This is a genomic window from Pseudoduganella sp. R-43 (assembly GCF_049913255.1).
Classification (GTDB): Bacteria; Pseudomonadota; Gammaproteobacteria; order Burkholderiales; family Burkholderiaceae_D; genus Rugamonas.
In genome coordinates, this window is sequence record NZ_CP183988.1 from 1,254,264 (window position 1) to 1,273,496 (window position 19,233).

Genomic DNA, 19,233 nt, shown 5'->3' on the forward strand with positions numbered 1-19,233 from the left:
TTGTGTACCAATTTGATTTGCCTCAACTGTCGCAGAAATGCCGCGCACATCATGGAAGCGTGCACTTTTCTGACGGGGAGGTAGACCATGAAAGCGCAACTGCTGGCCGCATGTGCGGCCATATTCCTCACTGCCTGCAGTGGCAAGGGCATTAACGGCGGCACGCCGGCACCACAGTTTGCCGCGGAAGTCACCCGTACCAGCTATGGCGTGGCGCATATCCAGGCCAAGGATTTCGCAGGCGTCGGCTATGGCCTGGCCTATTCTTTTGCCGAAGACAATATCTGCATGTTGGCCGACAGCTTCCTGACGGTGCGCGGCGAGCGCTCGCGCTACTTCGGACCGGATGCCCACGCGACAAAGCCCCTCAACGGCGAATATGGCGCCGCCCTTGATTTCATGGATTTGCGCAACGAAGATAGCGACTTCTTTTTCAAAGGCTACCTGGATATCGAGAAGCTACGGGCCGGCTATGCCGCCGGTTCGAGCGAAATCCAGCAACTGCTGCGCGGCTATGCCGCCGGCTACAACCGCTATCTGCGCGAGCATGGTGCGCGCCTGCCCGAGGCCTGCAGGAATGCGGTCTGGGTCAAGCCGATCAGCTTTGACGACGTGATGCTCCTGATCGCGGAGAAGGCATTGCATGCCACGGGTGAAGTGTTTGCCGCCGAAATCGTGGCCGCAGCGCGCGATGTAGGCGGCAACGTTACCCTGGCTTTGCAGGAAGGCCCGGTGGATGCGCCACCATCGGGCGAGCCGTACGTCATGCCAACCCAGGGCGCGATGGCCAGCAACGCACTGGCAATCGGCAGGGAAGCCAGCAGCAACGGCCGCGGCATCCTGTTGGGGAATCCACATTATCCATGGACCAGCACCGACCGTTTCTACCAGCTGCACGTCACGGTGCCGGGCAGCTACGATGCAATGGGCGTGAGCCTGGGCGGCCTGCCGCTGGTGGTCATAGGCTTCAACAAGGACCTGGCCTGGACCCATACCGTGACCAAGGCGGTGCATTTCACCACTTTCCGCCTGCCCCGCGACGGCGCCGATCCCATGCGCTACGTGATCGACGGCGTGCCGCAATGGCTGGAGACCCGCACGGCGGCAATCGATGTGCTGCAGCCGGATGGCAGCTTGCTGAAAAAGAGCAAAGCCTTCTACTTCAGCAAACTGGGCGCCGTGCTGGCGGTGCCTGGCAGTCCGCAGGGGCAGGGCGGCCTGCTGGTGCTGGGCGACCCAAATCGCAACAACACGCGCTTGATGGAGCAATGGCTCGCCATCGGTCGCGCCAGCAGCGTGCAGGACTTGCAAAAACAGCTCGGGCGGCTGGTCGGCCTGCCTTGGGTGAACACGGTGGCCGCAGACAGGAACGGCGGTGCTTTCTATGCCGATGCCAGCGTCGTGCCGCACCAGGGCGCCGATCAGTTCAACGGCGATTGCCTGTTGCTGGCGACACTGCTGATGTTCGACGGGGCGCGCTCATCCTGCGCCTGGGGGCACGATGACGATGGCACGCCGGACGGCATATTCGGCGGCGCCAATGCACCAAGCATGCTGCGCGCAGACTATGTGGCAAATTCCAACGACGGCTATTGGGTCACCAATGCGCGGCAATTGCTGGTCGGGCCGACGCCGCTTGGGTATTCTCCCTTGTATGGCCCTGTGGGCGTGGCGCAGCACCTGCGCACGCGCAGCGGCTTTATCGGCATCGAGGACATGCTGGCGCAGCGCGGCCATGTCGGGCAGGAGGACCTGCAGGCGCTGATGTTCGCCAATCGCGTGCTGGCGGCGGAACTGGTGCTGCCGGAACTGGTCCCGGCCTGCATGGCCAGTACCGACGACTTGCTGCTGCAAGCTTGCACCGCGCTGGCGGCATGGGACCGCAAGGCGGAGCTGGACAGCCGCGGCGCCGTGCTGTTCCGCGAATTCTGGAACAGCGCCGCCAAGCTGCCGGCGATATGGTCGCAGGCATTCGATGCAACCGATCCGCTGCACTCGCCGCGCGGCGTGGCGCCGACAGCGATACCTGCCATGCTGGCGGCTCTGAAGGACGCCTCTGTGCGACTGCGGCAGCTTGGCGTGCCGTTTGACGGGCGCCTGGCCGATTTCCAGGTAGAGCCGCGCAACGGCCAGCGCTTCCCCATCCACGGCGCGATTGGCGATATCGACGGCAGTTACAACTCCATCCATATGGCCGGCGTGCTGGGAACTTCGGGCTACGAGCGGGTGACCTGGGGCACCAGCTATATCCACCTGGTCAGCTTCGATGAAGATGGGCCGCAGGCGCGCGGCCTGCTGGTCTACGGGCAGTCCACCGACCCGCGCTCGGCGCATTATGCCGACCAGTTGCCGCTCTACGCCGAAAAGCGCCTGCCCCTGCTGCCCTTCACGGCAGCCGCCATCGCCGCCGACCCGGCGCGCCGCGTCAGGCAATTGCGAGAATAGTGACTTAGTGCAACTCCGCACACCGGGCTTGCCAGTCACCGGGCATGGGCATACGATTGGCGCATGAGCCCACAGCGCATCGAGCCGCCGGCGCTGCTCTTCATCGAGGGCGACCTCACGATCCGGCGCGTGCAGGAAATGAAAGACGTGCTCCTGGCACGCCTTGCCCAGTCACAGGCGCTGGAAGTGGACCTGGCTGGCGTGACGGAGATCGACACGGCCGGCGCCCAGCTGTTGCTGATGGCGCGCCGAGCCGCCCAAGCCAGCCGGAAGGAGCTGCGGCTGGTCGCGCACAGTCCCGCTGTCGTCGCGCTGTTCGAGCTGCTGCGCATCCAATAGGAAGGCACCCCCATGGACCTGGACGAAGGCTTGCAGGCGTTTGTCACTGAGGCGGGGGAGTTGCTGGCCGAGATGGAAGCCGGCTTGCTGAAGCTGGGCGAGCCTGCCGTGCAAGAGGAAGCCGTCAATGCCATTTTTCGCGCGGCTCACACCATCAAGGGAACGGCGGGACTGTTTGGACTGGATTACGTCGTGCTGTTCACGCATGCAGTGGAAAGCGTGCTGGAAGAAGTGCGCAACGGTGCCCAACCGCTCGATGGCGAACTGGTAGCGCTGCTGCTGGAATGCGCCGACCAGATTGGCGCGATGGTGCGCGATGTCGAGCGAGGCGGACGGGGCGAGCTGGGCGAACGGTGCCGCCCGCAGCTCGATGCACTGCATGCCTATCTTGCCCCGGCGCCCACCCTGTTGCCGATGGCGGCGTCCTTCGGCGCCGCGGCCGATATTGGTGAAAGCGGCCGCTGGCTGGTGTCGCTGGAGTTCGGGCGCGATGTCTTCCGGCAGGGCATGGACCCGGCTTCCTTCATCGCCTATCTCGGCCGCCTGGGGCGAATCGTGGCGCTGGCCACGGTCGATGGCGGTTTGCCTCCGCCAGGGCAGATGGACCCGCAAAGCTGCTACCTTGGTTTCGAGATCGTGCTGGAAACGGCGGCAAACGCCGAACAAATCAGCAAGGTGTTCGAGTTCCTGCACGATGAATGTACTTTGCGGCTTCTGCCGCCCGGCAGCGGCAATGAGGACTTCCAGCGCCTGGCCAATATCTTGCCGCTGCACGGCGCCGCCATCGCGCAAGTGCTGCAAGCCAGCGCCCTCGGGACGGTGGCGCCGCCGGTTGCAGCGCCACCGGCGGCGCCTGGCGTTGCCGCAGCAGCGGCGGGGCCGCGAGAAAGCCGTACCATCCGCGTCGACGCCGAGCGTCTCGGCCAGCTGATTACGCTGGTGGGAGAGTTGATCATTGCCAGCGCACGCACCCAGATGATAGGCGGCCGCTTCAAGGACGCCGACCTGCAGGACAGTACTTCCGCGCTGGCTGGCCTGGTGGAGCAGGTGCGCGACAGCGCCCTGCAATTGCGCATGGTGAAGATCGGCGCCACGTTCAACCGTTTCCAGCGGGTGGTGCACGATGTGGCGCGCGAAATCGGCAAGGATATTCGCCTGGTCCTGGGCGGCGAGGACGTGGAGCTGGACAAGACGCTGGTGGAGCGCATCGGCGACCCGCTGACCCACCTGGTGCGCAACGCCATCGACCACGGCATAGAGGCGCCCGAAGTACGGCGCCTGCGTGGCAAGCCTTTGCAGGGGACCGTGTTCCTGAACGCCTTTCACGACTCGGGCAGCATCGTGATCGAAGTCGGCGACGATGGCGGCGGCCTGCAGCGCGAACGCATCATTGCCAGCGCCATCGAGCGCGGCCTGCTCGGTCCGGAGCAAAGACCCGGCGACAGCGAAGTGTTCGCGCTGATATTCGAGCCGGGCTTCTCGACCGCCAGCGCGGTGACCAGCCTGTCGGGGCGCGGCGTCGGGATGGATGTGGTCAAGCGCAATATCGAAGCGCTGCGCGGCAGCATCGCCATCGACAGCGAAGCTGGCCGCGGCACCACGGTACGGGTGCGCTTGCCGCTGACGCTGGCCATCATGGACTGCATGCTGGTGACGGTTGGCAGCTCGCGCTTCGCCATCCCGCTCGGCACGATCGAGGAATGCGTGGAGCATGAGCGCGGGGAACGGCGCGGCTTCGTCGACTTGCGCGGCGAGGTGCTGCCAACGGTGGCCCTGCGCCGGTTATTTCGCCTGCAAGGCGTAGCTCCCTGCCGCGAAAGCGTGCTGGTGGTGCGGCACGCCGGCCAGCGCGCCGGGCTGGTCGTCGATAGCCTGCAGGGACAATGCCAGGCGGTGATCAAGCCCCTCAGCCCAGTGTTCAGCGCCATCTCCTGCCTCAGCGGGTCGACCGTGCTGGGCAGCGGCGACGTGGCATTGATCCTGGACATACCGGCCCTGCTCAAGCAACTGCAGGCAAGGCAAGCTGGAAACCTGGCGGCATAGGAGCACGACGATGCGGCGAAAACTGACGGTGGGTATGCGCCTTGGCTTGCTGGTCGGGGTGCTGGTGATGATGATGGCGGGCATCGGCTACGCCGGCATGCGCGGCATTGAGTTCAGCAATGCCCGCCTGAAAACAACCTATGAGGACCGGACGGTGGCATTGATCTACCTTGGCAAGGTCAATGAATACATGCTGCGCACCCGCCACCGCATGGTGATGACCGCCGCGGCCGCCAGCCCGGCCGAGGTGGAGGCTGCCCAGCAGGGCGATGCCTCGCACCAGGAGTTGATCCGCAAGAACTGGAGCGCGTACATGGCTACCTCGCTGACGCAGCAGGAGCAGCAGCTGGCGGCGCAGTACACGGTAGCCTGGAGCGGCTGGCAGAACATGCGCAGCGCCATCATCCAGAAGGCGCGCGCCGGCAAGCATAAGGATGCGCTGGAGGATGCGCGCGGCGCCGACGTGCAGTTCCGCGCCGTGCTGGCAGCCATGGGCAAACTGATCGACTTGCAGGAGCGGGTAGCGCGCGAAGAATACGAGTCGGCCATGGCGCAGGCCAAGGCCACCATGCGCACCAACGCCATGCTGTTGGGCGGCGGCCTGCTGGCGGGCATCGTGCTGTCGGTGTGGATGATACGGGGCCTGTTGCGCCAACTGGGCGGCGAGCCGGATTACGCGGCCCACATCGTGCAGGAGGTCGCCGAGGGCAACCTGGCAGTGCAAATCAAGCTGCGGAAAGGGGACAAGGCCAGCCTGCTCGCGTCCATGAAACAGATGGTCGACAAGCTGTCCGGCGTCGCCTCGGAAGTGAGCAACGGTGCGCTGGCGCTTGCAGCGGCGTCGGAGCAAGTCAGCGCCACGGCGCAATCCCTGTCGCAGGCGGCCAGCCAGCAAGCGGCCAGCGTGGAGGAAACCAGCGCTTCGGTGGAAGAAATGAGCGCCTCCATCGGCCAGAACACGGACAATGCGCGCCTGACCGACACTACTGCCTCCAGGGCGGCTGGCGAGGCGGGAGAAAGCGGCGAGGCGGTGCGCAGCACGGTGAGCGCCATGCGCGATATCGCCAAACGCATCGTGATCATTGACGATATCGCTTACCAGACCAATTTGCTGGCGCTGAATGCCGCCATCGAAGCGGCGCGCGCCGGCGAGCATGGGCGGGGCTTTGCCGTTGTCGCGGCGGAAGTGCGCAAGCTGGCGGAGCGCAGCCAGGTGGCGGCGCAGGAAATCGGCGACCTGGCCAGCGGCAGCGTACAGGTGGCGGAACGGGCCGGCGGCCTGCTCGACGCCATGGTGCCGGCCATCCAGCAGACTTCGCGCCTGGTGCAGGAAATCGCCGCCGCTTCGATCGAACAGGCGACGGGGGTGGGCCAGATCAACATGGCAATGGGGCAGTTGAACCAGTCGACGCAGCAGAATGCCGCCGGAGCGGAGGAGCTGGCGTCCACCGCAGAAGAAATGAGCAGCCAGGCGGAGGAGTTGCAGCAGCTGGTGCGCTTCTTCCGCGTCGCCCATGACGAAGCGCCGCGCCGCACTGTTGAGACGAAGCCCCCGGCCGGCCAGCGGGCACCGCAGCGCCGGCTGGCGCGGGTGCCGCCGCTGGATGAAAGCAACTTCACGCGATTCTGAGGGCAGGGCATGGAAGCAGAACACCAGTACTTGAGTTTCCGCCTTGGCGAGGAAACGTTCGGGCTGGGGATCCTCGGCGTGCGCGAGATCATCGAGTACGGCGGCGTGACCGACGTGCCGATGATGCCGTCCTGCGTGCGCGGCGTGATCAACCTGCGTGGCGCCGTGGTGCCGGTGCTGGACCTGGCCGCGCGCTTCGGGCGCGCCCCGTGCACAACAGGACGGCGGAGCTGCATCGTCATCGTCGAATGCGGGCAGGCGCCGGAGCAGCAGGTGCTTGGCCTGCTGGTCGACGCGGTGAATGCGGTGCTCGACATCGACGCAGGGCAAATCGAACCTGCGCCCGGCTTCGGAGCGGGGCTGCGCAACGACTTCATCACTGGCATCGGCAAAGTCGATGGTAAATTCGTCATCCTGGTCAACCTGGAGGCCGTGCTGAACGTGCCGGAGATCGCCGCAATGGCGGGAGATGTGAATTGATGCAGACAGTTGCTCCCCTGACGGATCGCGAATTCGTGCAATTCCAGCGCTTCATCCACGAAGCGGCCGGGATTTCGCTGTCGGAGGCCAAGAAGCCGCTGGTGTCGGGACGCCTCGCCAAGCGCCTGCAGCACCTGCAGTTCGATAGCTACGGCTCCTATTTCGCGTTCATCGCCAGCGGAACGGCGCCGGAGGAAACCCAGATCGCGATCGACCTCCTGACCACCAATGAGACTTACTTCTTCCGCGAAGCCCGCCATTTCGAGCATTTGCGCACCGTGCTGAAGGAACGCCGGCAGGACGGGGCGCCGTTCCGGGTCTGGAGCGCAGCCTGCTCCACAGGGGAGGAGCCGTATTCGATCGCCATGGTGCTGGCCGACCTGCTGCCGCCACAAGGCTGGGAGGTGCTCGCTTCCGACGTCAGCGCGCGCGTGCTGGAGACGGCGCGCCGGGGCCACTACCCGATGACGCGCGCCGCCCATGTTCCGCCGGAATACCTGCGCCGCTTCTGCCTGAAGGGCATCGACGTCGAAGACGGTACGCTTCTTGTTTCACGCGTGCTGCGCGAATGCGTGGAATTCGCCCAGATCAACCTGAATGCGGCGCGCCTGCCGGCGCTGGGCAGGTTCGAGGTGGTATTCCTGCGCAATGTGCTGATCTACTTTGACGGCGAAACCAAGCGGCGCGTGGTGCTGCGCGTGCTCGATTACCTGCGCCCGGGCGGCTACCTGTACATCGGCCACTCAGAGAGCCTGCACGATATGGGGCTGCCGGTACGCGGCGTTTCCCCGGCAATTTATTGCAAGGAATGAGATGAAAACGGGCGCCGGCTTCGAGGTCTACCTGCTGCCCGGCGAGTACTTCGTCGGCGATGCGCGTTACCGCATCCGTACCGTGCTGGGCTCCTGCGTGTCGATCACCTTGTGGCACCGGCCCTTGCGCATCGGCGCCATGTCGCACTTCCTGCTGTCGGAGCGCGAAGCGGGGGCGGACGGCGAGCCGGAAGCTGGCTTGAGCGGCCGCTATGGCAAGGACGCGATGACGTTGATGGTGGCCCAGCTCAAGGAGCGCGGCGTGCCCGCGCGGGAATGCGAGGCGAAGGTATTCGGCGGCGGCACCATGTTTCCATCGATCGAAGCGGGCCGGCAAATGGGAATCGGGCACCGCAACGGTGTCGCGGCGGAAAAGCTGTTGGCTGAGTACGGCATTCCCGTGGTGTCGGAAAGCCTGTTCGGCACGGGCCACCGGCATATCCTGTTCGACGTGGCCACCGGCGATGTCTGGGTGCGCCAGGGAGAGCTGGCGGAAAAGGGCGAGGCATGAAGCAGATCAAGGTCATGGTGGTGGACGATTCGGCCGTGGTGCGGCAAGTGCTGAGCGGCCTGCTCGGCCGCGAGCCGGACATGCAGGTCACGCACGCCGTGGCCGACCCGATCCTGGCCGGGGAGCGCATGCGCCTGCAGTGGCCGGATGTGGTGGTGCTGGATGTCGAAATGCCGCGCATGGACGGCATCACCTTCCTGCGCAAGATCATGGCCGAACGCCCGACGCCGGTTGTCATCTGCTCCTCGCTGACGGAGAAGAGCACCCGCATATCGATGGAGGCGCTGGCTGCCGGCGCCGTTGCGGTAGTCGGCAAGCCCCGGCTGGACCTGCGCCAGTCGCCGCACGAGGGCTGCGACGATCTGGTAGCTGCGGTGCGCAGCGCGGCCCAGGCCAGGCTGCAAGCTCTTCCCGCCGTCCGCCTGTCGGCGCCGCCCCAGGTACCGCCGGCCAAGCTGAGCGCGGACGCCATCCTGTCCCCGATGGGCGAGCGAGAACTGCCCGCGCGTGGCAATGGGCGCGTCGTGGCCCTCGGCACGTCGACCGGCGGCACGCAAGCGCTGGAACGCGTATTGAGCGAGCTTACGCCGGCTGCGCCGGGCATCGTCATCGTGCAGCACATGCCGGAACAGTTCACCGCTGCTTTCGCCGAGCGCCTGGACGGCCTGTGCCAGATCGAGGTCAGGGAAGCTCGCAATAACGACCCCGTGCGTCCGGGCCAAGCATTGATTGCTCCAGGCGGCCGCCATATGCTGCTGCGGCGCGGGCCATCCCAATACTTCGTCGAAGTGGTCGATGGACCGTTGGTTAACCGTCACCGACCCTCGGTCGACGTGCTATTCAGGTCCGTGGCAAAGTGTGCCGGCGCGAGTGCGCTCGGCATTATCATGACCGGAATGGGCGACGATGGCGCTGTCGGCCTGCTGGAAATGCGCCAGGCCGGCGCCCGCACGCTGGCGCAGGACGAACAGAGTTGCGTGGTTTACGGCATGCCGCGGGAAGCGGTGAAGCGCGGCGCGGCGGAGCGCAGTGTCGCGCTGGATGCAATAAGCCGCGAAATCCTGCAATATGGAGGTGTCGAACGGAGGGCGAATGAAGGACTTTAGCGCAAGCACGGCCTTGATCGTCGAGGACAGCGCAGTGCAACGCGAGCACGTAGCAGCGTTGCTGCGCCAGATTGGCTTCGGCACTGTCCTGGTCGCGAACGACGGGATCAATGCCTTGCTCACGCTGGAGCAGCGCGCCGCCCCGGTGGACCTGGTATTGACGGACCTCGACATGCCTGGCATGGACGGCGTGGAGTTGATCCAGCAACTGGCCAAGCGGCGTTGGGCGGCCAACCTGATCGCCGCATCGGCCAACCAGCCGCGCCTGATGGAAGCGGCAAGCAGCCTGCCTGCAGGCAGTGCGATGCGCCTGCTGTCCACCATGCCCAAGCCGGTGCGGCTGGAAGCGCTGCAGGCACTGCTGCACGACGCATCGATGCTGGCGCTGGCCGAGCTGGAACAGGACGTCGCGCCGGAAGTCCCCAACTTCATGGAGATTGAGGCCGGCCTGGCGGCCGGAGAATTCATATCTTTATATGCGCCGCGCGTCGCCCTCGATAGCGGCCGGATGGTGGGCATCGCGGTGCAGGGCACCTGGCGCCGCCCGGGGCGTACTGCAATCGATGTCGCCCGCCTGCTTCCTGCGCTGGCGGGCGACAGTGAAACCATCGGCGCCATCTTGCTGGCGCTGGCAACCCAGTCCGCAGCAGACTTGCACGGTTGGCAGGAAATGGGGCTGTCAGCGATCAAGCTGTCGCTTCCGCTGCCGGCCGAACTCCTGGAAGACCTGGGAGAGCTGGGGCGGCTGGTGGCCGGCATCCAGGCGCAGGACGTCAAGCCGGGCAGCGTTTGCTGGGAGATTAGCGAGGCGGTGATTGCAGCCTGTGAGCCGGAAGCGCTGCACAATATAGGCCGCCTGAGCTTGCGCGGCTACGGCGTCGGGGCAGTCCACTGCGGGCGCTATGAGGCAAAAACGCGCGACTTTGCCTGCTTCCCGCTGGCGGAGATTTCGATCGACCCCTTGTTCGTGCACGAGGCGGCGCAGCGCAGCCATCGCAGGCCGTTGTTCGAGGGCCTGCTGGCCATGGCCGGCAAGCTTGGCGTGCCGGCTTGCGCCGACGGCATCGAAAACGTCGAAGACTGGGCGCTCATGAGGGAGATGGGCTGCAGCACTGGACAAGGCCCGTTGATTGCCGCCCCGATGGAGGGAGGCGAATTCGTCGAGTGGTACAAGGACAGCCGCCAGCGATTGCGCGACTGCGCGGGCCATCAACTCAGTGACGCGGCGCCTCCAGCGGCAGGGACAGGGTAAAGCAGGTACCGCAGCCCTCCTCGCTGCGTACGGTAATCCGTCCGCCCAGGATGTCGGAGACGATACTGTGCACGATATGCAGGCCGAGGCCTGAACCGCCGACGCCCATCTTGGTGGTAAAGAAGGGATCGAAGATGCGTTCCTGGTTGCTGGCGCTGATGCCGTTGCCGTTATCGCGCACGTGCAGCGCAATCCAGTCGGCCTTCTCATACTCAGCCACCAGTTCCACCTTGCCCTCGCTGCGGCCATCAAAGGCATGCATGATGGCGTTGTTGACCAGGTTGGCGATTACCTGGCCGAGCGGGCCGGGGTAGCTGTCCATCATCAGCTCGTCCGGGACGGACTGCACGACCTCGAACGGGGTGCGCCTGATCGATGGCAGCAGGGTCAATACATTCCCTGAAACGACTTCCGACAGCAGGAAGGTGCGGCGCTGGGTGCTGGTCTGGTCCACCGCCACTTGCTTGAAGTTGGTGACCAGGTCGGCGGCGCGTTGCAGGTTGCGCATCAGGATCTCGGTCGTGGTGCAGGCATTATCCAGATAGCCGACCAGTTCCGAGCGCCGCATGTTTTCGCCCTTGTTGAAGTGCTCGCGAATATCCCCTGTTTGCGCCTCGAAGGTGCTTGCCACCATCAGGCTGTTGCCGATCGGCGTATTCAGTTCATGTGCAATGCCGGCAACCAGGGAACCAAGTGCCGCCAGTTTTTCATGGTGCACCAGGTCTTCCTGGGCCCGCGCCAGCGATTGGTAAGCCTGCTTCAACTCATTATTCGCGCGGCGCAGCGCAATGTGGGTATTGATGCGGGCCAGGACTTCTTCGACCTGGAAAGGCTTGGTGATGTAATCGACGCCGCCAACTGCGAAGCCGCTGACAATCTGTTTGGCGTCGCTGAGGCCCGTCATGAAGATGACCGGCACGTCTCGCGTATCGGCATCGGCCTTCAGGCGGCGGCATGCCTCGAAGCCATCCAGGCCAGGCATCACAATATCCAGGAGGATGAGGTCAGGTTCGGCCAGTGCCGCCCGCATCATGCCTTCGCGCGCATCGTGCGCCAGCACGACCAGGAAACCATGGTGGCTCAGGTGGTCGAGCAGGGCGAGCAGCAGGGTGGGCGAATCGTCGACGACCAGGACTGTTGGCGGGCGTGGCTGAGCTTGTTTAGATGGCATTCCAAACCTTTTTCACGTGTGGCCCTTGTCAGAGTGAATCTGGCTTGCTATAGTTCTGTCCCTCGCAACGCAGCGCTGACAAATCAGCGAAGCGAAACGAGAAAAAGATGGGGTTGACGAGTTGCACGCTGTACCGCATAATCTCGCTTCTCTGCTGCTGACAAACACAACGCTTTGTCAACGATAAGGCAGCGATCTTTAAAAATCAACAGTCGATAAGTGTGGGCGTTTGACGATATGCCCGGACCTTCGGGTCCGATGCTCAAAATATACGTTATAACGCTCGCAAAAAATAAACGTAAATCTCGAAAGAGATTTCGTCAGTATTTTGAGTGAGTGACCTGCCGCAGAAATGCGGCAAAAACAGAGATTGAACTGAAGAGTTTGATCCTGGCTCAGATTGAACGCTGGCGGCATGCTTTACACATGCAAGTCGAACGGCAGCGCGGGCTTCGGCCTGGCGGCGAGTGGCGAACGGGTGAGTAATATATCGGAACGTACCCAAGAGTGGGGGATAACGTAGCGAAAGTTACGCTAATACCGCATACGATCTAAGGATGAAAGCAGGGGACCGCAAGGCCTTGTGCTCCTGGAGCGGCCGATATCTGATTAGCTAGTTGGTGAGGTAAAGGCTCACCAAGGCAACGATCAGTAGCTGGTCTGAGAGGACGACCAGCCACACTGGAACTGAGACACGGTCCAGACTCCTACGGGAGGCAGCAGTGGGGAATTTTGGACAATGGGGGCAACCCTGATCCAGCAATGCCGCGTGAGTGAAGAAGGCCTTCGGGTTGTAAAGCTCTTTTGTCAGGGAAGAAAAGGTCGTGGCTAATATCCACGACTGCTGACGGTACCTGAAGAATAAGCACCGGCTAACTACGTGCCAGCAGCCGCGGTAATACGTAGGGTGCAAGCGTTAATCGGAATTACTGGGCGTAAAGCGTGCGCAGGCGGTTTCGTAAGTCTGTCGTGAAATCCCCGGGCTTAACCTGGGAATGGCGATGGAGACTGCGAGGCTAGAGTTTGGCAGAGGGGGGTAGAATTCCACGTGTAGCAGTGAAATGCGTAGAGATGTGGAGGAACACCGATGGCGAAGGCAGCCCCCTGGGTCAAAACTGACGCTCATGCACGAAAGCGTGGGGAGCAAACAGGATTAGATACCCTGGTAGTCCACGCCCTAAACGATGTCTACTAGTTGTTGGGTCTTAATTGACTTAGTAACGCAGCTAACGCGTGAAGTAGACCGCCTGGGGAGTACGGTCGCAAGATTAAAACTCAAAGGAATTGACGGGGACCCGCACAAGCGGTGGATGATGTGGATTAATTCGATGCAACGCGAAAAACCTTACCTACCCTTGACATGGCAGGAATCCTGGAGAGATCTGGGAGTGCTCGAAAGAGAACCTGCACACAGGTGCTGCATGGCTGTCGTCAGCTCGTGTCGTGAGATGTTGGGTTAAGTCCCGCAACGAGCGCAACCCTTGTCATTAGTTGCTACGCAAGAGCACTCTAATGAGACTGCCGGTGACAAACCGGAGGAAGGTGGGGATGACGTCAAGTCCTCATGGCCCTTATGGGTAGGGCTTCACACGTCATACAATGGTACATACAGAGGGCCGCCAACCCGCGAGGGGGAGCTAATCCCAGAAAGTGTATCGTAGTCCGGATTGTAGTCTGCAACTCGACTACATGAAGTTGGAATCGCTAGTAATCGCGGATCAGCATGTCGCGGTGAATACGTTCCCGGGTCTTGTACACACCGCCCGTCACACCATGGGAGCGGGTTTTACCAGAAGTAGGTAGCTTAACCGCAAGGAGGGCGCTTACCACGGTAGGATTCGTGACTGGGGTGAAGTCGTAACAAGGTAGCCGTATCGGAAGGTGCGGCTGGATCACCTCCTTTCTAGAGTCGGCATCAGACTCAAACGTTCACACTTATCGGCTGTTGTTAGGTACTGGTCAAACGTAAGCCTTCGGGTTTAGGTTTGAGTAGTAACGTTCTTTAACAATCTGGAAGAAGTAAAAGTTTTATTAAGCGATATCGAAAGATATTACTTAGGGTAGTAGTAAAACTCATCAAACACAGTAGTAAGTGCTTGAACCTGTAGCCGTCAAGGTTATAGGGACAAGTGAATAAGTGCACATGGCGGATGCCTTGGCGATTACAGGCGATGAAGGACGTAGAAGTCTGCGATAAGCTTCGGGGAGCTGACAAACAAGCTTTGATCCGAAGATTTCCGAATGGGGAAACCCGGCCTTATAGGTCATCACTCACTGAATACATAGGTGTGTGAAGCGAACGCGGCGAACTGAAACATCTAAGTAGCTGCAGGAAAAGAAATCAACCGAGATTCCCAAAGTAGTGGCGAGCGAAATGGGAAGAGCCTGTACGTGATAGTCGTTCTGATAGTGGAATCCTCTGGAAATAGGAGCCATAGCGGGTGATAGCCCCGTACACGAAATCAGAGCGGTGGTACTAAGCGTACGACAAGTAGGGCGGGACACGAGAAATCCTGTCTGAACATGGGGGGACCATCCTCCAAGGCTAAATACTCGTAATCGACCGATAGTGAACCAGTACCGTGAGGGAAAGGCGAAAAGAACCCCGGGAGGGGAGTGAAATAGATCCTGAAACCGTGTGCATACAAACAGTCGGAGCCTCGTAAGGGGTGACGGCGTACCTTTTGTATAATGGGTCAGCGACTTACATTCAGTGGCGAGGTTAACCAGATAGGGGAGCCGTAGAGAAATCGAGTCCGAACAGGGCGCCAGTCGCTGGGTGTAGACCCGAAACCAAGTGATCTATCCATGGCCAGGTTGAAGGTGCGGTAACACGCACTGGAGGACCGAACCCACTAATGTTGAAAAATTAGGGGATGAGCTGTGGATAGGGGTGAAAGGCTAAACAAACTTGGAAATAGCTGGTTCTCTCCGAAAACTATTTAGGTAGTGCCTCAAGTATCACCGACGGGGGTAGAGCACTGTTATGGCTAGGGGGTCATCGCGACTTACCAAACCATTGCAAACTCCGAATACCGTTGAGTGCGAGCTTGGGAGACAGACATCGGGTGCTAACGTCCGGTGTCAAGAGGGAAACAACCCAGACCGCCAGCTAAGGTCCCAAAGATTGGCTAAGTGGAAAACGAAGTGGGAAGGCTAAAACAGTCAGGATGTTGGCTTAGAAGCAGCCATCATTTAAAGAAAGCGTAATAGCTCACTGATCGAGTCGTCCTGCGCGGAAGATGTAACGGGGCTAAGCCAGTCACCGAAGCTGCGGATATCCGCAAGGATATGGTAGGAGAGCGTTCTGTAAGCCTGCGAAGGTGTCTTGTAAAGGATGCTGGAGGTATCAGAAGTGCGAATGCTGACATGAGTAGCGATAATGCGGGTGAAAAGCCCGCACGCCGTAAGCCCAAGGTTTCCTGTTCAACGTTCATCGGAGCAGGGTGAGTCGGCCCCTAAGGCGAGGCAGAGATGCGTAGCTGATGGGAAGCAGGTTAATATTCCTGCACCGTCGTATGATGCGATGGGGGGACGGATCGCGGAAGGTTGTCTGCCTGTTGGAATAGGCAGTTCCTGGTTCATAGAAGGCGCTTAGGCAAATCCGGGCGCGTAATTCAAGGGACTGGGACGAGCGAGCTTGCTCGCGAAGCAATCGGAAGTGGTTCCAAGAAAAGCCTCTAAGCTTCAGTCATACGAGACCGTACCGCAAACCGACACAGGTGGGCGAGATGAGTATTCTAAGGCGCTTGAGAGAACTCGGGAGAAGGAACTCGGCAAATTGGTACCGTAACTTCGGGATAAGGTACGCCTCGGTAGCTTGACCACTTTACTGTGGAAGGGCGAAAAGGTTGCAATAAACTGGTGGCTGCGACTGTTTAATAAAAACACAGCACTCTGCAAACACGAAAGTGGACGTATAGGGTGTGACGCCTGCCCGGTGCTGGAAGATTAAATGATGGGGTGCAAGCTCTTGATTGAAGTCCCAGTAAACGGCGGCCGTAACTATAACGGTCCTAAGGTAGCGAAATTCCTTGTCGGGTAAGTTCCGACCTGCACGAATGGCGTAACGATGGCCACACTGTCTCCTCCCGAGACTCAGCGAAGTTGAAGTGTTTGTGATGATGCAATCTACCCGCGGCTAGACGGAAAGACCCCATGAACCTTTACTGTAGCTTTGCATTGGACTTTGAACCAATCTGTGTAGGATAGGTGGGAGGCTTTGAAGTAGGGACGCCAGTTCCTATGGAGCCATCCTTGAAATACCACCCTGGTTTGTTTGAGGTTCTAACCTTGGTCCGTGATCCGGATCGGGGACAGTGCATGGTAGGCAGTTTGACTGGGGCGGTCTCCTCCCAAACGGTAACGGAGGAGTTCGAAGGTACGCTAGGTACGGTCGGACATCGTGCTAATAGTGCAATGGCATAAGCGTGCTTAACTGCGAGACCGACAAGTCGAGCAGGTACGAAAGTAGGACATAGTGATCCGGTGGTTCTGTATGGAAGGGCCATCGCTCAACGGATAAAAGGTACTCTGGGGATAACAGGCTGATTCCTCCCAAGAGTTCATATCGACGGGGGAGTTTGGCACCTCGATGTCGGCTCATCACATCCTGGGGCTGTAGCCGGTCCCAAGGGTATGGCTGTTCGCCATTTAAAGTGGTACGTGAGCTGGGTTTAAAACGTCGTGAGACAGTTTGGTCCCTATCTGCCGTGGGCGTTGGAAATTTGAAGGGGGCTGCTCCTAGTACGAGAGGACCGGAGTGGACGAACCTCTGGTGTACCGGTTGTCACGCCAGTGGCATTGCCGGGTAGCTAAGTTCGGAAGAGATAACCGCTGAAAGCATCTAAGCGGGAAACTTGCCTTAAGATGAGATTTCCCGGAGCCTTGAGCTCCTTGAAGGGTCGTTCGAGACCAGGACGTTGATAGGTCAGGTGTGGAAGTGCAGTAATGCATTAAGCTAACTGATACTAATTGCCCGTACGGCTTGTCCCTATAACCTTGACGGTTATGTAGCATTTACACAGTGTTTGAGAACCCTACCCCCACTTTACTTCTTCCACGATTGTTGACAAGTCATGCCTGATGACCATAGCAAGTCGGTCCCACCCCTTCCCATCCCGAACAGGACCGTGAAACGACTCTGCGCCGATGATAGTGCTGCAACCAGTGTGAAAGTAGGTTATCGTCAGGCTCTTATTAGAAAAGCCCGCCCGGCATGAATGCCGGCGGGCTTTTTGCATTATGATACGGCACGCAATTCTTTATAAAGGAATAACGATGCCGATTACGAAACTCCTCAGCGGCCTTACCCTGGCCCTGCTTTCCCTGCACGTCTCCGCGGCGACCGAGCCGGCTTGGGTTACCAAGAGCAATGAGAACGCCAAACTGCTGCTGAACCTGCAAGCCAAGTACTCTCCCGAAAGCGCCAGCAGCCTCGGCGTCGATGGCTATGACGAGCAGATCACCGACATGTCGCGCGACCTGTTCGAAGCCACCGCCAGGGATACGCGCGCTGTCGTCGCCGAACTTCAAAATCGATTGAAGGCTGAGAAGGACCCTAAAGTCAGGCAAGACCTGGAAATCCTGATCGGCGCCGCAGAAGACCAGCTGCGCTCGGCCGCAGTGAACCGCAAATACCTGCTCCCATTCACCGACGTGACCCAGCTGATGTTTGGCGTGATGCGGCAGACGCTGGACCCGCGCATCCCGAAAGAACGCCAGAAAACCCTCCTGGTGCGCATGCAAAAATACGCCGGCATCACCAAGGGCTACCGACCGATTACCGAGCTCGCCTATGAGCGCTACCTGGAACGCCAGAAAGCCGACAAGAACCTGCTTGGCCCGTACAAAGGCGAAGTGGAGCAGGCACTGAGTGCTGCGCCAGCCCTGATCAAGGGCATGAAGGAATTGCTCAGCAAGAGCGAATTGAAGGGCTGGGAGCCGGCATTTGCCGCGATCGAATCGCAACTGACTGCATACAACGCCAAGATCAAGGACCAGATCCTGCCGAAGGCACGTGCCGACCATCGTCTGCCGGCGGAAGTCTATGCGGATAATTTGCACCAGTTCGGCGTAGATATCGCTCCCAAAGAACTGATTGCGAAGGCCTTGACGTCGTTTGCGGAAATTCGCAACCAGATGGCGATCACTGCCAGCCTGATCGCCAAGGAGCGCAAGCTGCCGGACGCAGACTACCGCGTCGTCATGCGCGAGTTGAAAAAACAGCAGATCCCGGTGGAACAGGTGATGCCACTATATGGCGAGCGCCTGTCGCAGATCGAATCTGCCGTGCGTGAGCAAGGCATTGTCACCCTGCCGGACCGCAAGGCGGTGATCCGCCTGGCGAGCGAGGCGGAGAACGCACAGCAGCCTGCGCCACACATGAGCCCACCGCGCCTGATCGGCAACACCGGCGAGTACGGTGAGTTCGTGCTGACCACCGGCATGCCGCCTGATGCGAGCGGCAAGAAGCTGGCCTTCGATGACTTCACCCACCAGGCCGGTAGCTGGACCCTGACCGCGCACGAAGCACGTCCAGGCCACGAGCTGCAGTTCGCGAAGATGATCGAAATGGGCGTGTCGACCGCGCGCGGCGTCTTCGCCTTCAATAGCGTGAACGTGGAAGGCTGGGCACTCTATGCCGAAGCGGAAATGCAGCCTTACGAGCCGCTCGATGGCCAGCTATTCGCCCTGCAGCACCGCATGATGCGTGCGGCTCGTGCGTTCCTGGATCCGATGGTCAACCTGGGGGAGATCACGCCAGAAGGCGTGAAATCGTTCCTGGTCGATGAAGTTGGGCTGTCGGAAGGCATGGCAACGCAGGAAATGCAACGCTATACCTTCCGCGCGCCGGGTCAGGCGACTTCGTACTTCTATGGCTACCAGCGCCTGATGGAAACCCGCCAGGCTGCCGAAGTGGTCTTGCGACAGAAGTTCAATCGCAAGGCCTTCAATGACTTCGTGCTGGCCCAGGGGATGTTGCCGCCTGTGCTGCTGCGCAAGGCGGTGATGGAAGACTTCGTCCAATCCCAGCGTTAAACGCCCCAAACGATATCGTGTCCGCCCGTCTGGGCGGCACGCAGCATTTCCAGCAGGGGGAAGGCGCGCTGCGCAAAGCCAACCTTCTGCGATTCCGCATATGCCGCATCGGCATCATCTTCCGGCAGCGCATGGCTGGGCATATGGGCGGCATGTTCGGAATCGACTTCCGGATGCAGCTTGCTGAGCGCAACTTCCTTCTCGAGCAGTTGCAGCGCCTGGGAAGCTTCCGCTGCCGTGATGACGCCCCGGGTGGGGCTCTTTTTCAGCAGGTCCATGATGCGTTCGACATGCTCGTGAGCCATCATGACTTCCGGCGACGAAATGGATTTAAATTTGATCAACATGGCGCGCTTCCCTTAGTTTGTTGATGTGCTAATACGATAGCACGAGTGCAGTCGCG

At 60.8% G+C, this 19,233-nt stretch carries 12 protein-coding genes and 3 rRNA genes; 13 read left to right on the forward strand and 2 right to left on the reverse strand.

The genetic code is table 11. From position 1 onward, the window contains the following. Positions 1 to 87 precede the first annotated feature (87 nt). The 9 genes from ACN9M3_RS05855 (at position 88) to ACN9M3_RS05895 (ending at position 10,618) form a co-directional block, all read left to right on the forward strand. Positions 88 to 2,445 (forward strand): penicillin acylase family protein, encoded by a 2,358-nt coding sequence (locus ACN9M3_RS05855; protein WP_426321147.1) that lies wholly within the window; start codon positions 88 to 90, stop codon positions 2,443 to 2,445. 63 nt (positions 2,446 to 2,508) lie between these two features. Continuing rightward, the gene (locus ACN9M3_RS05860) at positions 2,509 to 2,784 is read left to right on the forward strand and encodes an STAS domain-containing protein (protein ID WP_426168475.1); all 276 of its coding nucleotides are present in this window, start codon (positions 2,509 to 2,511) and stop codon (positions 2,782 to 2,784) included. A 12-nt stretch (positions 2,785 to 2,796) separates the two neighbouring features. Continuing rightward, positions 2,797 to 4,827, forward strand: a complete 2,031-nt coding sequence (locus ACN9M3_RS05865) for a chemotaxis protein CheA (RefSeq protein ID WP_426321149.1) — start codon at positions 2,797 to 2,799, stop codon at positions 4,825 to 4,827. Between the two features lie 10 nt (positions 4,828 to 4,837). After that, positions 4,838 to 6,457, forward strand: a complete 1,620-nt coding sequence (locus ACN9M3_RS05870; RefSeq protein WP_426168480.1) for a methyl-accepting chemotaxis protein — start codon at positions 4,838 to 4,840, stop codon at positions 6,455 to 6,457. 9 nt (positions 6,458 to 6,466) lie between these two features. Beyond that, on the forward strand, positions 6,467 to 6,937 hold the full coding sequence (locus ACN9M3_RS05875) for a chemotaxis protein CheW (RefSeq protein WP_426168482.1): 471 nt from the start codon (positions 6,467 to 6,469) through the stop codon (positions 6,935 to 6,937). After that, on the forward strand, positions 6,937 to 7,749 hold the full coding sequence (locus tag ACN9M3_RS05880; protein WP_426172117.1) for a CheR family methyltransferase: 813 nt from the start codon (positions 6,937 to 6,939) through the stop codon (positions 7,747 to 7,749). Before ACN9M3_RS05875 ends, ACN9M3_RS05880 begins: the two co-directional genes overlap by 1 nt. Before the next feature lies 1 nt (position 7,750). Next, positions 7,751 to 8,260 carry a chemotaxis protein CheD gene (locus tag ACN9M3_RS05885; RefSeq protein ID WP_426321152.1) on the forward strand — a complete coding sequence of 170 codons (510 nt, stop codon included), beginning with the start codon at positions 7,751 to 7,753 and terminating at the stop codon, positions 8,258 to 8,260. Next, positions 8,257 to 9,366 (forward strand): protein-glutamate methylesterase/protein-glutamine glutaminase, encoded by a 1,110-nt coding sequence (locus ACN9M3_RS05890; protein WP_426168486.1) that lies wholly within the window; start codon positions 8,257 to 8,259, stop codon positions 9,364 to 9,366. The genes ACN9M3_RS05885 and ACN9M3_RS05890 overlap by 4 nt, the downstream gene beginning before the upstream one ends. After that, positions 9,353 to 10,618 (forward strand): EAL domain-containing protein, encoded by a 1,266-nt coding sequence (locus ACN9M3_RS05895; protein WP_426168489.1) that lies wholly within the window; start codon positions 9,353 to 9,355, stop codon positions 10,616 to 10,618. The genes ACN9M3_RS05890 and ACN9M3_RS05895 overlap by 14 nt, the downstream gene beginning before the upstream one ends. Here ACN9M3_RS05895 and ACN9M3_RS05900 read toward each other — a convergent pair. Further along, positions 10,581 to 11,789 (reverse strand): hybrid sensor histidine kinase/response regulator, encoded by a 1,209-nt coding sequence (locus tag ACN9M3_RS05900; protein WP_426321154.1) that lies wholly within the window; start codon positions 11,787 to 11,789, stop codon positions 10,581 to 10,583. The two genes, ACN9M3_RS05895 and ACN9M3_RS05900, sit on opposite strands and share 38 nt — an antisense overlap. Positions 11,790 to 12,161: 372 nt before the next feature. On the opposite strand from ACN9M3_RS05900, the gene ACN9M3_RS05905 reads away from it, so the two are divergent. The 4 genes from ACN9M3_RS05905 to ACN9M3_RS05920 all read left to right on the forward strand — a co-directional run bounded on the left by ACN9M3_RS05905 (position 12,162) and on the right by ACN9M3_RS05920 (position 18,830). Further along, positions 12,162 to 13,692 (forward strand): 16S ribosomal RNA (locus tag ACN9M3_RS05905). 220 nt (positions 13,693 to 13,912) lie between these two features. Then, positions 13,913 to 16,784 (forward strand): 23S ribosomal RNA (locus ACN9M3_RS05910). An 86-nt stretch (positions 16,785 to 16,870) separates the two neighbouring features. Next, positions 16,871 to 16,983 (forward strand): 5S ribosomal RNA (gene rrf, locus ACN9M3_RS05915). The 16S, 23S and 5S rRNA genes sit together here, the layout of an rRNA operon. 86 nt (positions 16,984 to 17,069) lie before the next feature. Beyond that, a complete protein-coding gene (locus ACN9M3_RS05920) occupies positions 17,070 to 18,830 on the forward strand; it encodes a DUF885 domain-containing protein (RefSeq protein WP_426168494.1) in 1,761 nt (586 codons plus the stop codon). Here ACN9M3_RS05920 and ACN9M3_RS05925 read toward each other — a convergent pair. Continuing rightward, the gene (locus ACN9M3_RS05925) at positions 18,827 to 19,177 is read right to left on the reverse strand and encodes a DUF1840 domain-containing protein (protein WP_426168497.1); all 351 of its coding nucleotides are present in this window, start codon (positions 19,175 to 19,177) and stop codon (positions 18,827 to 18,829) included. The two genes, ACN9M3_RS05920 and ACN9M3_RS05925, sit on opposite strands and share 4 nt — an antisense overlap. Between the last annotated feature and the right edge of the window lie 56 nt (positions 19,178 to 19,233).

Excerpts from the sequence above, each read along its gene's own strand:
- ACN9M3_RS05855 (WP_426321147.1), top strand. The coding sequence starts at position 88 with ATGAAAGCGCAACTGCTGGCCGCATGTGCGGCCATATTCCTCACTGCC.
- ACN9M3_RS05860 (WP_426168475.1), top strand. The coding sequence starts at position 2,509 with ATGAGCCCACAGCGCATCGAGCCGCCGGCGCTGCTCTTCATCGAGGGC.
- ACN9M3_RS05865 (WP_426321149.1), top strand. The coding sequence starts at position 2,797 with ATGGACCTGGACGAAGGCTTGCAGGCGTTTGTCACTGAGGCGGGGGAG.
- ACN9M3_RS05870 (WP_426168480.1), top strand. The coding sequence starts at position 4,838 with ATGCGGCGAAAACTGACGGTGGGTATGCGCCTTGGCTTGCTGGTCGGG.
- ACN9M3_RS05875 (WP_426168482.1), top strand. The coding sequence starts at position 6,467 with ATGGAAGCAGAACACCAGTACTTGAGTTTCCGCCTTGGCGAGGAAACG.
- ACN9M3_RS05880 (WP_426172117.1), top strand. The coding sequence starts at position 6,937 with ATGCAGACAGTTGCTCCCCTGACGGATCGCGAATTCGTGCAATTCCAG.
- ACN9M3_RS05885 (WP_426321152.1), top strand. The coding sequence starts at position 7,751 with ATGAAAACGGGCGCCGGCTTCGAGGTCTACCTGCTGCCCGGCGAGTAC.
- ACN9M3_RS05890 (WP_426168486.1), top strand. The coding sequence starts at position 8,257 with ATGAAGCAGATCAAGGTCATGGTGGTGGACGATTCGGCCGTGGTGCGG.
- ACN9M3_RS05895 (WP_426168489.1), top strand. The coding sequence starts at position 9,353 with ATGAAGGACTTTAGCGCAAGCACGGCCTTGATCGTCGAGGACAGCGCA.
- ACN9M3_RS05900 (WP_426321154.1), bottom strand. The coding sequence starts at position 11,789 with ATGCCATCTAAACAAGCTCAGCCACGCCCGCCAACAGTCCTGGTCGTC.
- ACN9M3_RS05920 (WP_426168494.1), top strand. The coding sequence starts at position 17,070 with ATGCCGATTACGAAACTCCTCAGCGGCCTTACCCTGGCCCTGCTTTCC.
- ACN9M3_RS05925 (WP_426168497.1), bottom strand. The coding sequence starts at position 19,177 with ATGTTGATCAAATTTAAATCCATTTCGTCGCCGGAAGTCATGATGGCT.